This window comes from Micromonospora sp. Mcm103 (assembly GCF_024519755.1).
Lineage (GTDB): Bacteria > Actinomycetota > Actinomycetes > Mycobacteriales > Micromonosporaceae > Micromonospora > Micromonospora aurantiaca.
In genome coordinates this window covers 249,237-263,369 of sequence record NZ_JALJRJ010000005.1, presented here as the reverse complement: position 1 = coordinate 263,369, position 14,133 = coordinate 249,237, and the positions used below count along the sequence as shown (strand labels likewise).

General features: G+C 72.4%; 16 protein-coding genes and 1 pseudogene. 10 read left to right on the top strand and 7 right to left on the bottom strand.

The window, feature by feature from the left end:
* Positions 1–78: 78 nt before the first annotated feature.
* The gene (locus OC439_RS10295) at positions 79–1,404 is read right to left on the bottom strand and encodes an MDR family MFS transporter (RefSeq protein ID WP_262013193.1); all 1,326 of its coding nucleotides are present in this window, start codon (positions 1,402–1,404) and stop codon (positions 79–81) included.
* 151 nt (positions 1,405–1,555) lie between these two features.
* Between OC439_RS10295 and OC439_RS10290 the strand changes: the two genes are divergently transcribed.
* Positions 1,556–2,323 carry a phosphoglyceromutase gene (locus OC439_RS10290; RefSeq protein ID WP_262013192.1) on the top strand — a complete coding sequence of 256 codons (768 nt, stop codon included), beginning with the start codon at positions 1,556–1,558 and terminating at the stop codon, positions 2,321–2,323.
* A 46-nt stretch (positions 2,324–2,369) separates the two neighbouring features.
* Here the strand turns inward: OC439_RS10290 and phoU are convergent, their stop codons facing one another.
* Positions 2,370–3,014: a phosphate signaling complex protein PhoU gene (phoU, locus tag OC439_RS10285; RefSeq protein WP_262013191.1), complete on the bottom strand. Its 645-nt coding sequence runs from the start codon at positions 3,012–3,014 to the stop codon at positions 2,370–2,372.
* A 200-nt stretch (positions 3,015–3,214) separates the two neighbouring features.
* Between phoU and OC439_RS10280 the strand changes: the two genes are divergently transcribed.
* From OC439_RS10280 to OC439_RS10270, 3 genes and pseudogenes are all read left to right on the top strand, one after another.
* Positions 3,215–4,507: a sensor histidine kinase gene (locus OC439_RS10280; RefSeq protein ID WP_262013190.1), complete on the top strand. Its 1,293-nt coding sequence runs from the start codon at positions 3,215–3,217 to the stop codon at positions 4,505–4,507.
* 21 nt (positions 4,508–4,528) lie between these two features.
* The gene (locus tag OC439_RS10275; RefSeq protein WP_262013189.1) at positions 4,529–5,212 is read left to right on the top strand and encodes a response regulator transcription factor; all 684 of its coding nucleotides are present in this window, start codon (positions 4,529–4,531) and stop codon (positions 5,210–5,212) included.
* Between the two features lie 449 nt (positions 5,213–5,661).
* Positions 5,662–6,000 (top strand): annotated as a pseudogene (locus OC439_RS10270) (hypothetical protein); the annotation flags it as partial.
* Positions 6,001–6,043: 43 nt separating this feature from the next.
* Here OC439_RS10270 and OC439_RS10265 read toward each other — a convergent pair.
* Positions 6,044–6,850, bottom strand: coding sequence for a hypothetical protein (locus OC439_RS10265; RefSeq protein ID WP_262013188.1), 807 nt, complete (start codon positions 6,848–6,850; stop codon positions 6,044–6,046).
* Between the two features lie 74 nt (positions 6,851–6,924).
* Here OC439_RS10265 and OC439_RS10260 point away from each other — a divergent pair, with 74 nt between their 5' ends.
* Together OC439_RS10260 and OC439_RS10255 are read left to right on the top strand one after the other, a co-directional pair.
* Positions 6,925–7,869, top strand: coding sequence for a Ppx/GppA phosphatase family protein (locus tag OC439_RS10260; RefSeq protein ID WP_135242189.1), 945 nt, complete (start codon positions 6,925–6,927; stop codon positions 7,867–7,869).
* Between the two features lie 75 nt (positions 7,870–7,944).
* On the top strand, positions 7,945–8,751 hold the full coding sequence (locus OC439_RS10255; RefSeq protein ID WP_262013187.1) for a sugar phosphate isomerase/epimerase family protein: 807 nt from the start codon (positions 7,945–7,947) through the stop codon (positions 8,749–8,751).
* A gap of 55 nt (positions 8,752–8,806) precedes the next feature.
* Here the strand turns inward: OC439_RS10255 and OC439_RS10250 are convergent, their stop codons facing one another.
* From OC439_RS10250 to OC439_RS10240, 3 genes are read right to left on the bottom strand one after another with little or no spacing between them, the layout of a single operon-like run.
* Positions 8,807–9,373, bottom strand: a complete 567-nt coding sequence (locus OC439_RS10250) for a CGNR zinc finger domain-containing protein (RefSeq protein ID WP_135242188.1) — start codon at positions 9,371–9,373, stop codon at positions 8,807–8,809.
* 19 nt (positions 9,374–9,392) lie between these two features.
* Positions 9,393–10,559: a glutathionylspermidine synthase family protein gene (locus OC439_RS10245; RefSeq protein WP_262013186.1), complete on the bottom strand. Its 1,167-nt coding sequence runs from the start codon at positions 10,557–10,559 to the stop codon at positions 9,393–9,395.
* 1 nt (position 10,560) lies between these two features.
* On the bottom strand, positions 10,561–10,836 hold the full coding sequence (locus tag OC439_RS10240) for a hypothetical protein (RefSeq protein WP_225319763.1): 276 nt from the start codon (positions 10,834–10,836) through the stop codon (positions 10,561–10,563).
* Positions 10,837–10,953: 117 nt separating this feature from the next.
* On the opposite strand from OC439_RS10240, the gene OC439_RS10235 reads away from it, so the two are divergent.
* Entirely contained in the window at positions 10,954–11,874 is a 921-nt protein-coding gene (locus tag OC439_RS10235) for a proline dehydrogenase family protein (protein WP_030502864.1), read from the top strand.
* Between the two features lies 1 nt (position 11,875).
* Here OC439_RS10235 and OC439_RS10230 read toward each other — a convergent pair whose 3' ends face one another.
* Positions 11,876–12,280, bottom strand: coding sequence for a VOC family protein (locus tag OC439_RS10230; protein WP_262013185.1), 405 nt, complete (start codon positions 12,278–12,280; stop codon positions 11,876–11,878).
* Between the two features lie 76 nt (positions 12,281–12,356).
* Here OC439_RS10230 and OC439_RS10225 point away from each other — a divergent pair, with 76 nt between their 5' ends.
* From OC439_RS10225 to OC439_RS10215, 3 genes are read left to right on the top strand one after another with little or no spacing between them, the layout of a single operon-like run.
* Entirely contained in the window at positions 12,357–13,151 is a 795-nt protein-coding gene (locus OC439_RS10225; protein WP_262013184.1) for an alpha/beta fold hydrolase, read from the top strand.
* On the top strand, positions 13,144–13,713 hold the full coding sequence (locus OC439_RS10220; protein ID WP_262013183.1) for a TetR/AcrR family transcriptional regulator: 570 nt from the start codon (positions 13,144–13,146) through the stop codon (positions 13,711–13,713). Before OC439_RS10225 ends, OC439_RS10220 begins: the two co-directional genes overlap by 8 nt.
* Positions 13,710–14,045 (top strand): YrdB family protein, encoded by a 336-nt coding sequence (locus OC439_RS10215; RefSeq protein ID WP_262013182.1) that lies wholly within the window; start codon positions 13,710–13,712, stop codon positions 14,043–14,045. Before OC439_RS10220 ends, OC439_RS10215 begins: the two co-directional genes overlap by 4 nt.
* Positions 14,046–14,133: the final 88 nt, after the last annotated feature.

The window sequence follows — 14,133 nt, the reverse complement described above, 5'->3', positions numbered from 1 at the left end:
GTCCTCCAGGAAGGTTTCCTTACCGATTCCTTCCCGTACCGTATCCACCCGCCTCGGGGCGGCTGCGTCGGGGCGTACTCAGGAACCGGACCGGACCGGGGCGGCGGGTGCGGTGGCCGCGGCCTCGCCCGCCTCGGGCGCCGGGGACGCGGTGGCGGTGACCGGCGTGACGGGCGTGCCCACGGCGCGCAGCGCGACAGCGCGGCGCTCCCGGGCCGGGCCGGAGATCAGGTGGGCGACCGCCGCCACGACGCCGATGCCCGCGCAGCCGAGCCAGAGCGCGCTGTTGCCGGCGTGCTCGCGGACCAGGCCGCCGAGGATCGGCGCGGCGGCGCCGGCGAGCTGCCAGGACAGCGAGAAGACGCCCTGGTAGCGGCCGCGCAGCGCGGCCGGGGACAGTTCCGCGATCAGGGTGGCGTTGGACGGCGAGTTGAGCATCTCGCCGAGGGTCCAGATCAGCACGGTCAGGCCGTAGAGCCAGACCGTGTCGGCGAGCGCGGTGAGCCCGAACCCGGCGCCCATCACCAGCGACGCGAGCGCCAGCACGTGCGAGCGGCTGCGGCCCTTGATCAGTCGGGGTACGAACAACTGGCCCACCACGATGAGCACGCCGTTCAGTGCGATCACCGAGCCGTACGTGGCCGGGCTGAGCCCGGAGTCGCCCATGGCGATCGGCAGCATCGAGATGTGCTGGAGGAACACCAGCGCGGCGAGCAGGTTGAGCGCGACGAAGCCGAGGAACACCCGGTCGGCGAGGATGGTGCGCAGCGCCCCGGCCGGTGCCGGCATCCCCTTGACCGGGAGCGCGGTGACCGGGCCGCGGGTCTCGCCGACCTTGGCGAAGATGATCAGTGCGGTCACCAGTGTGGTGGTCGCGTTCACCAGGAACAACAGCAGGTAGCTGCCCTGGGCGGCGAAGCCGGCGAGCACGGCGGCGCAGGCGAAGCCGAGGTTGATCGCCCAGTAGTTCAGCGAGAAGGCGCGCAGCCGGTCCTTGTCCGGCACCACGTCGACCATCATGGCGCCGAAGGCGGGGCGGGCCGCCTCGGCGAACGCGCCGAGCAGCAGCGCGCCCACCGCGACCGCCCAGAGCGGGCGGGCGAAGCCGAGCGCGATCATCATGCCGGCCGCGCCGACGTGCGCGACGAGCAGCGTGGGCCGCCGTCCCCAGCGGTCGGTCAGCGTGCCGCCGATGGTGGTGCCGACCGCGCCGCCGGCGCCCCAGAGGCCGATCACCAGCCCGGCCTGGGCGGCGGAGAAGCCGCGTTCCTGGGTCAGGTAGATGGCCAGGAAGATCAGGACGAACGAGCCGAGCCGGTTGATCAGCGTGCCGGCCCAGAGGTACCAGAACGTCCGTGGCAGGCCACCGACTGTGTCCTGGAACCAGCCCCGTACCGTCCGCATCCCGACGCCCCCCGAATGGTAATGACCGACCTCTTTAATGCGCCTTACAACCTAGTGCCGGGCCGGAGCCGTGGTCATCAGGTTTTCCACGTGGTGGTCGTCACCACAGGTCGCCGCGTGTCCGCCCGCGTCGTACGGCAGGATGATCGGCATGACTGCGAGCGAGGGGCCCACCGTCGGGACGCTGGTCCTGCTGCGGCACGGCGAGAGCGACTGGAACGCCAAGAACCTCTTCACCGGCTGGGTCGACGTCGACCTGACCACCAAGGGGGAGACCGAGGCGCGGCGCGGCGGCGAGCTGCTGCGCGAGCACGGCCTGCTGCCGGACGTGGTGCACACGAGCCTGATGCGCCGAGCCATCCGCACCGCCGAGCTGGCGTTGAACGCCGCCGACCGGCACTGGATCGCGGTGCGCCGGTCGTGGCGGCTCAACGAGCGCCACTACGGCGCCCTGCAGGGCAAGGACAAGAAGCAGACCCTCGACGAGTACGGCGAGGAGCAGTTCATGCTCTGGCGCCGCTCGTACGACACGCCGCCGCCGCCGATCGACGACGCGGACGAGTGGTCGCAGGTCGGCGACCCCCGGTACGCGCTGCTGCCGACCGAGCTGATGCCGCGCACCGAGTGCCTGAAGGACGTCGTCGAGCGGATGCTGCCCTACTGGTACGACTCGATCGTGCCGGACATCCTGGCCGGCCGGACGGTGCTGGTGGCCGCGCACGGCAACTCGCTGCGTGCCCTGGTCAAGCACCTCGACCAGATCTCCGACGAGGCGATCGCCAAGCTGAACATCCCCACCGGCATCCCGCTGCGCTACGACCTGGACGCCGACCTGCGTCCGCAGGTGCTCGGCGGGACGTACCTGGACCCGGAGGCGGCCAAGGACGCCGCCGCCGCGGTCGCCAACCAGGGCCGCTGACACGGCGTGGGCGGGGCCTCCCCCGAGGCGGCCCCGCCCACGGTTCTCAGCCGGACGTCGAGCCGGTGATCAGGTAGACCACGTGCTCGCCCGCGTTCACCGCGTGGTCGGCGAAACGCTCGTAGAAGCGGCCCAGCAGCGTCGCGTCGATCGCCGTCTCCACCCCGTACGGCCAGTCGTCGCCGAGCAGCACGCCGAACAGGCTCTTGTGCAGGTCGTCCATCGCGTCGTCGTCGCTGTCCAGTTCGGCGGCCACGTCCGCGTCCGGCTTGGCCAGCACCGAGCCGATCTTCTCGGCCATCCGGTCGGCGATCCCGGCCATGTCGGTGAAGACCGGCCGCAGCTCCGCCGGCACCGCCGGGGACGGGTGCCGGCGCAGCGCCGTCTTCGCCACGTGGTCGGCCAGGTCGCCCATCCGCTCCAGATCGGCTGCCACGTGCAACGCGGTGATCATCGCCCGCAGGTCGGAGGCCACCGGCGCCTGCCGGGCCAGCAGGTCACAGACCCGCTCCTCCACGTGCCGGTAGAGGTCGTCGATCTCGGCGTCCCGCGCGATCACCGTCTCGGCGGCCGTCCGGTCGGCGGTGAGCAGCGCCTTGGTGGCCTGCCGCATGGCCGCGCGTACCGCCTCGGCCATGTCCACCAGCAACTGGCTGACAATCTGCAGGTCGGCCCGGAACTCGTCGCGCATCGTCACTTCCTGGGGTCGGTGGCCGCCACCCCGAGGGGTACGGCAGGAGCAGGTGCGCGCCCCACGCTAGGCCGAACGGTCGGCACCAGGGTGAACGCGGATGAACGACGCTGGGCCCGCAGGTGAACTTTGCCGAAAGCGAGAGTGGTTCGTCCCTTTGTGCCCGATACCCGGGTTAACAATGACCCTACGATCGCCGGGTGGAATGGGCGGTGGCCGTCGTGGTGGCCGGAGCGCTGGTGACCGGGCTGGTCGCCGGGGCGCTGCTGTCCGGACCCGTTGACGAATGGCGGCGCCGCCGGGCGTCGCGGGGCGGCGGGACACTCCGCCGTGACGCAGGGAGGGCGACGATTCCGGACGAAGCGCAGGGGGGCCTATCCGGGCTCGGCCGCAAGACGATCGACTCGCTGCGCGCGGGCGTGGTGGTGCTCGGCCCGGACGACGTGCCGGTGCTGGTGAACCCGGCCGCCCGGGCGATGGGTCTGCTCCGTACCGGGGCGACGCCGGGGTCGATCGCGGCGCACCCGTTGATCCGTACCCTCGCCGGGCAGGTCCGCCGCACGGGCGTGCGGCGCGAGATAGAGCTGGACCTGCCGCGGGGTCGCGACGGCGGCGGCGACAACCCGCTCGGCGTGCACCTGCGGGCGATGGGACTGGGCTCCGGCTACATCTCGATCGAGGCGGTCGACGTCACCGAGTCGCACCGTCTCGCGCGGGTACGCCGGGACTTCGTCGCGAACGTCAGCCACGAGCTGAAGACGCCGATCGGCGCGCTGCAGCTGCTCGCCGAGGCGCTCGTCGACGCCACCGAACCGGCCGCCGACGGCGCGCCCGACCTGTCCGAGGACCTGGTCGCCGCGCGGCGGTTCGCCGAACGGATCCAGCACGAGTCGACCCGGCTCGGCCGCCTCGTGCAGGAACTGCTGGAACTGACCCGCCTCCAGGGCGCCGAACCGCAGCCCGCGCCCGAGCCGGTCTCGGTGGACTGGGTGCTCGCCGAGGTCGTCGACCGCACCCGCACCGCTGCTACCGCGCGCCGGGTGGAGATCGCCGTCGGCGGGCAGCGGGGCCTGACCGTGTACGGCAGCGACAGCCAACTCGCCACCGCTGTGGCGAACCTGGTGGAGAACGCGATCAACTACTCCGGCGAGGACACCACGGTACGGGTGACTGTCACCGGCACCGACGAACACGTCGAGATCGCCGTGGCAGACCAGGGCATCGGTATCGCCCCGAACGAGGTCGACCGGATCTTCGAGCGCTTCTACCGGGCCGACCAGGCTCGCTCCCGGTCCACCGGCGGCACCGGCCTGGGCCTGGCCATCGTCAAACACATCGCCAGCAACCATGGCGGCCGGGTGGACGTGTCGAGCACCCTTGGTGGGGGGTCGACGTTCACTCTCCGGCTGCCCGCACGCCCCCCGGACGACCTGGAGACGACACTCGCCTCCGCTGGGATCGAGGCCGGCCCGGCCGAGCTCCGGCAGGTCTGACCACAGGAAAGGAAACACCCGTTGAGCCGCGTACTGGTGGTCGAGGACGAGGAGTCGTTCTCCGACGCCCTGTCCTACATGCTCCGCAAGGAGGGGTTCGAGGTCTCCGTCGCCGCGACGGGCCCCGCCGCCCTCACCGAGTTCGACCGGACCGGCGCCGACATCGTGCTGCTCGACCTGATGCTGCCGGAGATGTCCGGCACCGAGGTCTGCCGGCAGCTCCGCCAGCGCTCGCACGTGCCGATCATCATGGTCACCGCGCGGGACAGCGAGATCGACAAGGTGGTCGGGCTGGAGATCGGCGCCGACGACTACGTGACCAAGCCGTACTCGCCGCGTGAACTGGTCGCCCGCATCCGGGCGGTGCTGCGCCGGCACAGCGCCGAGTCGAACGAGACGGGCGCGCCGACGCTCGCCGCCGGCCCGGTCCGGATGGACATCGAACGGCACGTGGTGACGGTCGGCGGCGCCGGGGTGCAGCTTCCGCTCAAGGAGTTCGAGCTGCTGGAGCTGCTGCTGCGCAACGCCGGGCGGGTGCTCACCCGGGGTCAGCTGATCGACCGGGTGTGGGGCGCCGACTACGTGGGCGACACCAAGACGCTCGACGTGCACGTGAAGCGGCTGCGCTCCAAGATCGAGCCGGAGCCCTCTGCCCCGCGCTACATCGTCACGGTCCGAGGCCTGGGCTACAAGTTCGAGCCCTGATTCCGCCGCCGCGCGTCGAGCCCCTTTTCGCCGATCTTGGAGTTGTGGCACCCAGGATGCCCGAGTTGGCGCCGTTCGCGAGGTGCCACAACTCCAAGATCGCCGACCCCCGGGGCCTTTCGGGGGAGTTCTCGGGCCCCGGCCCCGCCGAGACCCTGAGTGCGCGATCTTGCACTTTGGTGCCCCGCAAACCGCGCGAATGGGGCGCGCGGAGGGCGCAAACTGCAAGATCGCGGGGCTCGTCGGCGGCCGCTGGTTGCGTCGATCATGAACTTGGCGGCGCTTGGTGTCCGTTTTGTCGGCGCTAACCTCATGATCAACGCTGTGCGGGTCTGGGAGGGCTTGTTCGGGGTGATCAAGGAGTTTGTGGTCTCGTGGGTGCCGGAAGGTGCCGGAAACTCCTTGATCATGGGGCGCAGGGCGAGGTGCTCGGCTGGGCTCGGTGAGGGAAGGCCGGCATGGACGAGCGTGCCGCGGTCGTCTCCATCGCCACCGCGTTGCAGGAGTCGAAGCTGGAGAACCTCGGCCACCTGGGTGACCGTAACGACCACGACTCGCAGGGCCTGTTCCAGCAGCGCCCCTCCAGTGGTTGGGGCACGGTGGAGCAGATCACCGACCCGGAGTACTCCACGACGGCGTTCCTGAAGGGTCTGAAGCAGGTCGACGGCTGGCAGGACATGCCGCTGACCAAGGCCGCCCAGACCGTCCAGGTGTCGGCCTACCCGGACCACTACGCCCAGTGGGAGCAGCAGGCCGCCGACCTCGTCGCCGAGCACTGGAACAAGTAAGAGATACGAAGGCCGGCACCCCGAACCAACGGGGTGCCGGCCTTCACTCGCTTGCGGGGTGCGGGGCGATCGGACCCTGGCGCTGCCGGGCGGCGCAGAGTTCGGCCAGCTTCGCGTACGCGGGCGCGCCGATCAGCGCGGTCAGCTCCGGCCCGTACGAGACGTACATGGGCTCGGCGCCGACGTGCGCGTCGGTGGAGGACGTGCACCACCAGTCGAGGTCGTGCCCGCCCGCGCCCCAGCCGCGCCTGTCGAACTCGGCCAGCGTGGAGATCAGCACCTTGGTGTTGTCGGGCCGCTTGTGCCACTCCTGGTCGCGGCGTACCGGCAACTGCCAGCAGACGTCCGGCTTGTACTCCAGCGGGTGCACCCCGTCGCGTAGCGCCTGGGCGTGCAGCGCGCAGCCGCCCCCACCGGCGAAGTCGGCGTCGTTGAGGAACACGCACGGGGCGTCCACGTCGCGGGTGGCGGTACGCCGGGCCGGCGTCTTGCCGTCGACGGTGTCGTTCTCGGTCCAGTTCTTGAACCCGCGCCGGAAGTGCTGCCACGTCTCCGGCGTCAGCCGCTTCACCGCCGCCCGGACGCGCTTCTCGTCGTCGGAGTCGGTGAAGAACGCGCCGTGCGAGCAGCACCCGTCGGCGGCCCGCCCGGCGATGATGCCGTGGCAGCCCTTGCCGAAGATGCACGTCCAGCGGGACAGCAGCCAGGTCAGGTCGGCGCGGACGACGTGCTTCGCGTCGGCCGGGTCGACGAACTCGATCCACTCCCGTGGGAAGTCCAGCCCGACCTCGCGGCTGCGCGGGTCCTCGGGGTCGTCCACCAGCACGTGAAGCTCGATCTGCCCTGTCACTCGGACCAGCGTACGCGCGGTGACCCCGCCCGGCCGTCGAGCCGACGAAACGTGTTGGCCCTAGGGTCTTCCCCATGCGACTGGGTGTCCTCGACGTCGGTTCCAACACGGTGCACCTGCTGGTGGTCGACGCCCACCACGGCGCGCATCCCTGGCCGGCGCACTCGGAGAAGGTGGTGCTGCGGCTGGCCGAGCAGATCGGGCCGGACGGCGCGCTCACCGACGGCGGCGCGGACGGCCTGGTGAAGGCGGTCGGAATGGCCCGGGCGGCGGCTGACGGGCTGGGCGCCGAGGATCTGCTGGCGTTCGCGACGAGCGCGGTCCGCGACGCCACGAACGCCGCCGACGTGCTGGCGCGCGTCCGCGACGAGACTGGCGTACGCCTGGAGGTGCTCTCCGGCGCGGACGAGGCGCGGATGACGTTCCTCGCGGTGCGGCGGTGGTTCGGCTGGTCCGCCGGCCGGCTGCTGGCGATGGACATCGGCGGCGGCTCGCTGGAGCTGGCCGCCGGCATCGACGAGCACCCTGATGTGGCGATCTCGCTGCCGCTCGGCGCGGGGCGGCTCAGCCGGGAGCGGCTCGCCGTGGATCCGGCCGGCACGGCGCCGCCGTCGGCCGAGGCCGTGGAGGAACTGCGGGCGTACGTGGACGCGCAGCTCGACCCGGTGGTGGAGCAGTTGACAGCGGTGGGCTGGGAGCGTCCGGTCGCCACCTCGAAGACGTTCCGCACGCTGGCCCGGCTGGCCGGCGCCGCGCCTTCGGGTGCGGGTCTGTGGGCGCGCCGCAGCCTGACCCGTACCGGGCTGCGGCAGGTGCTGGGGTTCGTGCGGCACATCCCGCCGGCCCAGCTGCCCGAGCTGGAGGGCGTCAGCGCGCAGCGGGCGCACCAGCTCCTCGCCGGCGCGGTGGTGGCGGAGGCGGTGATGCGCCGCCTCGACGTGGACTGCGTGGACATCTGCCCGTGGGCGCTGCGGGAGGGCGTCATCCTGCGCCGGCTGGATCAGCTCGCGCCGATGTGACCGTACGAGCGCTCTGGGTTGCTTTGCGGTTGCTCGTCCCGATGCTCGCTGGCGGTTGGAGCTACCCTCGAAGGCGTGACCTACCGCGTTCCGGTGCTCCTGTCCACGTCCTCGGTCTTCCCCGAACGGACCGCGGCGGCGTTCCAGCTCGCCGCCGAGCTCGGCTACGACGGCATCGAGGTGATGGTCTGGACCGACCCGGTCAGCCAGGACGCGGGCGCGCTGCGCGGCCTCGCCGAGCACTACGGCGTCCCGGTGCTGTCGGTTCACGCCCCGTGCCTGCTCGTCACCCAGCGGGTGTGGAGCCCCGACCCGTGGGAGCGGCTGCGTAAGGCCGCCGAGCTGGCCGAGACGCTGGAGGCGCCCACTGTCGTGGTGCATCCGCCGTTCACCTGGCAGCGTGACTACGCGCGCACCTTCGCCGACGGGCTCGACACGATCGCCGGGCAGTTCGGCGGCGTGCACTTCGGGGTGGAGAACATGTACCCGGTACGGATGGCGGGGCGGCAGTTCGTCCCGTACGCGCCGGGCTGGGATCCCACCGAGATCGGGTACGCCTCGTACACGCTGGATCTGTCGCACTGCGCGGCCTCGCACACGGACGCGTTGGCGATGGCCGACCGGATGGGTTCCGGGCTGGCGCACGTGCACCTGGGCGACGGCACCGGCGAGGGGCGCGACGAGCACCTGGTGCCCGGTCGCGGCGGGCAGCCCTGCGCGGAGATGCTGCGTTCGCTGGCCGGGCGGGGGTTCACCGGCTCGGTGGCGGTGGAGGTGACCACCCGGGGCGCGAAGAGCCGCGCGGTCCGGGAGGCGGACCTGCGGGAGTCGCTGGAGTTCGCCCGGGCCAACCTGACCGCGCCGTCACCCGTCGACGTCTGACGGGCACGCGCCGCCCCGGCCGCCGCTCGCACAGGGGCGGCCGGAGCGCCGGGGGTCAGCTCACCGGGGACAGCGGCTGCGCCGGGACGGCCTGCTCGCCGACGGCGGCGCGCTTGCGGGCCCGATGTGCCGCCACGTGGGAGCGGGTGGCGCAGCGCTCGGAGCAGAACCGCCGGCAGCAGTTGGACGAGGTGTCCAGGTAGACGTTGCCGCAGCGGTCGTCGGCGCAGACCCCGAAGCGGGCGCTGCCGTACTCGCACAGCCACACCGACAGGCCCCAGACCGCGCCGGCCAGGTATTCGGAGGAGACCGACGCACCCCGGCTGGTCACGTGCATGTGCCAGTCGGAGGAGTCGTGCCCGGAGATGCGTGGCTGCACCGGGAACGCCTCCAGCAGCGCGTTCAGCTCGGCGACCGCGTCGGCGTCCCGGCCCGAGGTGCCGTACTCGAAGACGTCCCGGAGGCGCTTCTGGGCCCGCCGGAAGATCGCCAGGTCCCGTTCCGCGACCTCGTCGCGCATCCAGCCCTGCTCGTCCGAGAAGACGGCCCGCAGGCCGTCCAGGTCGTCCAGCCGGGCGTTGACGAGCTCGACCCCGGTCCGGGCGTACGCGTCGAAGTTCACGACACCAACGGTAGACGACTCAGAGCACACGCGGTGCGTCGATGTAGTGGGGCAGGAACCGCGCGTAACCGTCAGTGATGAGGCTCTCGCTCTCGCGGACCCCGGCGCCTGCCGACTCGCCGTCCACGATCCAGCTCCCGAGCACCGTCCGGTTGCCCTCGAACTCGGGCAACGCGCGGAACTCCTGGAAGCAGAAGCCCTCGTCGCCGTAGATCCCCGGGTTGGTGATCTCCGTGTCGCCGGTCACGATGCGTACCGAGCCGCCCTCCCGGCCGAGCAGCGGCTTGGCCACGTACTCGGTCATGCCGCGCGGCGAGTCCAGGTACGCGGGCAGCAGGTAGTCGTGCCCCGGGTACATCTCCCAGAGCACGGCGAGCAGCGCCTTGTTCGACAGCAGCAGCTTCCACGCCGGCTCGATCCAGGTGGTGGGCGTGCCCGGGTCGAGCGCCGGCCGCCCGTACGGCTCGGCCAGCATCCACTCCCAGGGGTAGAGCTTGAAGCAGGTGGTGATCGGCCGGTCGTCGGCGTCGACGAAGCGCCGCCCGTCCCAGCCGACCTGCTGGATCGGCATGAGCGTCACGTCCAGCCCGGCCTGGCGGGCCGTCTCGGCCAGGTAGCCGGCGGTGATCTGGTCCTCGCCCGACTCCTCCTCGGAGGACCAGAGCACGTGCGCCCGCGGCTCGTGCAGCCCGGCGCCGATCTTGGCCCAGGCGCCCACCAGGCGTTCGTGCAGGCTGTTCCACTGGTCCGCGTCCGGGCGGGTGTGCTCCAGCCAGTACCACTGCACGATGCTCGCCTCGACCAGGGCGGTCGGGGTGTCGGCGTTGTACTCCAGCATCTTCGGCGGCCCGCTGCCGTCGTACCAGAGGTCGAACCGGCCGTAGAGCGTCGGCGGGGACTCCCGCAGCGAGCGGGCGACCGCCTCGGCGGCCCACTCGGGGATGCCGAACTCGGCGTACCGGCGGCGGGCCACCACGTGCTCGGCGGCGGCCACCGACATCCGGTGCAGTTCCTCCGTGGCCTCCTCCAGCCGGAGCACCTCGTCGAGCGTGAACGAGTACGCGGCCGTCTCGTCCCAGTACGACATGATCTCGCCGTCGGGCAGCTCGGTGTCGACGTACACCAGGCCCTGGGCCCGGATGGTCTCGTCCCAGCCGGGGCGCGGAGTGCTCACCTCGCGGCGCACGTCAGCCGCCGCAGGAGGCGAGGTGGGTGCCGAACCCGCCGCGCTCGGGCAGCGCGGCGGTCGGGGCCGGTTCGCCGCGCGCGGCGGTGGCCGGCGCGGGCACGAGCAGGGCGACCGCGACGGTGTCGCCGCCTCCGCCGGCCGGCCCGAGCGCGCAGTCGTCATCGTCGTCGTCGTAACCGTTGTTGCAGCCGGAGAGCGCGAGGGCCAGCGCGGTCAGCGCGCCGAGCTGCACGGAGGCCGAGCGGAGCCGGCGCCGGGGGTGTCGTCGATCCACGTGAACGTTGTAGCCGATCCCCGCCAGCCGGGGGTGCCCGGCCCGGCCGCAGGAAGGGAGGGGACGGGCCTCGGACGCACCCGGCGGGGGCCCGGTGGTGAGCGTTACGCTCGGCTCATGCTCCGTTCCGTCATCCTCGCCGCCTCCCGGTCTTCCCAGGTGGAGCGGCTCGTCGCGACGGCCCCGTTCACCCGGGACGTCGTCCGCCGGTTCGTCGCCGGCGCCGCCACCGACGACGCGCTGCGCGCCACCCGCGAGCTGGTCGCCGACGGTCAAGCGGTCACCCTCGACTACCTGGGCGAGGACACCACCACCCCGGAGCAGGCGAACGCCACCCGGGACGAGTACCTCACGCTGCTGAGCCGCCTCGCCGCCGCCGGGCTCACCCCGGCCGCCGAGGTCAGCGTGAAGCTGTCCGCGCTGGGCCAGATGTTCGACGAGCAGCTCGCGTACGACAACGCGCGGGCGATCTGCGCGGCGGCCGACGCGGCGGGCACCACCGTCACGCTGGACATGGAGGACCACACCACCACCGACTCGACGCTGGACATCCTGGCGAAGCTCCGCAAGGACCACCCGTCGACCGGTGCGGTGCTCCAGGCGTACCTGCGGCGGACCGAGTCGGACTGCCGGGAGCTGGCCTCGGCCGGGTCGCGGGTGCGGCTGTGCAAGGGCGCGTACAAGGAGCCGGAGTCGGTGGCGTACCAGTCCGCCCGCGAGGTGGACAAGTCGTACGTGCGCTGCATGAACGTGCTGATGTCCGGCGACGGCTACCCGATGCTCGCCACGCACGACCCGCGGCTGATCGCGATCGGCGAGGACCGGGCGCGCTGGTTCGACCGCGACCCGGGCCGGTTCGAGTTCCAGATGCTCTACGGCATCCGCCCGGAGGAGCAGCAGCGCCTGGTCGGCGAGGGCTACACGGTGCGGACCTACGTCCCCTACGGCGACCAGTGGTACGGCTACCTGATGCGCCGGCTCGCGGAGCGCCCGGCCAACCTGGCGTTCTTCGGCCGCGCGGTGCTGTCGAAGAAGTGAGTCAGTCGTTCGACCAGGCCCGGGTGCACAGCACGAGGCGGTAGCCGTCCGGGTCGGCGAACGTGACACCCCACCTGTCCCAGTACGGGCCGGCGGAGACCCTGGTCCCGCCGGCCCGTTCCACTCTCGGGACCACCTCGTCGTCGGCGGGGCCGTCGAGGTAGAGCACGAACAGGTCCTCCCCGGTGGGACGCGGCTCGACCGCGAGCGTCGAGCCGCCGACCAGCTCCAGGTGCCAGCCGGCCCCGGGCAGGCCGAGCATCACCAGGTCGTGCTCGTCCGCGTGGCCGCCGTCGCTCCGGTAGAGCACGTCCAGGCCCAGCCCCTGCGTCCAGAACCGTTCGGCGGCGGCCAGGTCGCGGCTCGGGCGGGCGAGGCGTACGTGGGTGTCGGCGGTGATCGGCATGCAGGCGATCGTGCGACCTCACCTCGGGTTGAGGTCAAGCTTGACGAGCCTGGCTAATAGCCTTAGCTTCAAGGCTATGACAGTTAGCCAGGTGGCGCGGGACGGCGGCACTATCGCGTACGAGGTGCACGGGTCGGGACCGCTCGTGGTCCTCGCGCACGGCATGGGGGAGAACCGGGCTGCCTTCCGGCACCTGACGCCCCGGCTGGTCGCGGCCGGCTACCGGACCGCCTCGGTCGACGTCCGCGGGCACGGCGACTCCAGCCCGCACTGGCCCACGTACGCCCCGGAGCACGTCGGCGGCGACCTGCTCGCCGTGGTGCGGGCGCTCGGCGGCGAGCCCGCCACCCTGGTCGGCAGCTCGTCCAGCGCCGCCGCGATCGTCTTCGCCGCCGCCGAGGCACCCGACCTGGTCAGTGGCATCGTGCAGGTCAGCCCGTTCGTCGGCACGCCGAAGCCGAACCCGCTGATGCGTGTGGCGCAGGCGGCAGTGCTGCGCAGCCCTCGGCTGTTCGGGCTGTTCCACCGCACGCTGTTCCCCTGCGGGCGGCCGGCGGACGACGCCGCGTACCGCAAGGAGCTCGTCGCCAAGCTGCGCGGCCGGATGGCCGCGGTGCGCGGCGTGATCGCGCCGGCCGACCCGCACTGGACCGCCCGGGCGCCCGAGGTGCGCCGGCCGGTGCTGGTGCTGATGGGTACGAAGGACCCGGACTTCCCCGACCCGGGCGCCGAGGCGCGGGCCGCACGCCGGCTGTTCGCCGTGGCCGAGGCCCGGATGGTCGCCGACTCCGGGCACTACCCGCACGCCGACCAGCCCGAGGCCACCGCCGCCGACCTGGTCGAGTTCCTGGCGGTGACCGCGCGTGCCTAGGGCCGGCCTGACCCCGGCGACTGTCGTGCGGGAGGCCGCCGCGCTCGCCGACGAGGTCGGCTACGAGAAGCTGACCCTGGCCGCGCTCGCCGCCCGGCTCGGTGTCGCGCTGCCGAGCCTCTACAAGCACGTCCGGGGCGCGGACGCGCTGCACCAGAAGCTCGCGGTGCTCGCCACCGCCGAGATCGCCGACGTGCTCACGGCCGCTGCCGCGGGTCGCTCCGGCGGCGACGCGTTGCGCGCCGTCGCCGCCGCCTACCGGGAGTACGCACGGCAGTACCCCGGCCGCTACCCGGCCGCCCAGCGGGCACCCGACCCGGCCGACCCCGACCACCTGGCCGCCGGGCAGCGCGCGGTCGGCGCGGTCCGCGCCATCCTGCTCGGGTACGGCCTCGACGGCGACGCCGCCACCGACGCCATCCGGATGTTCCGGGCCGCCGTGCACGGCTTCGTCGCCCTGGAGGCGGCGGGCGGATTCGGGCTGCCCCGCGACACCGACCGTTCCTTCGGCGAGATGATCGCCGGTCTGGACCGCGCCTACCTCTCCTGGGAGAACCGATGAAGGCCCTGCTGCTGGGCGTGATCTTCCTGCTGGAACTGGCCCTGCTGGGCTCGGCCGGATACTGGGGCTTCACGCTCGGCGCCGGCTGGCCGGTACGCCTGCTGGCCGGGCTCGGCACGCCGCTGGTGATCGCCGTGGTGTGGGGCCTGTTCTGCTCGCCGCGTGCCGCGGTGACGCTGCCCGACCCGGCCAAGCTCGCCGTCCAGGCCGCCTGCTTCCTGACCGGCGGCGTCCTGCTGACCCTGGCCGGCCACGCGGCCCCCGGAGTGGCCCTGGTGGCCCTGTGGGCGGCCGACAAGACCGCGTTGACGCTGACCGGCACCCCGATCTGAGAGATCTTGGAAGGATTCGGCCCCTCCGGGGGCACTTTCCTACCAAGATCTCGGGGCGCGGCGGAACAGTGACGGGACTCTTTCCCGG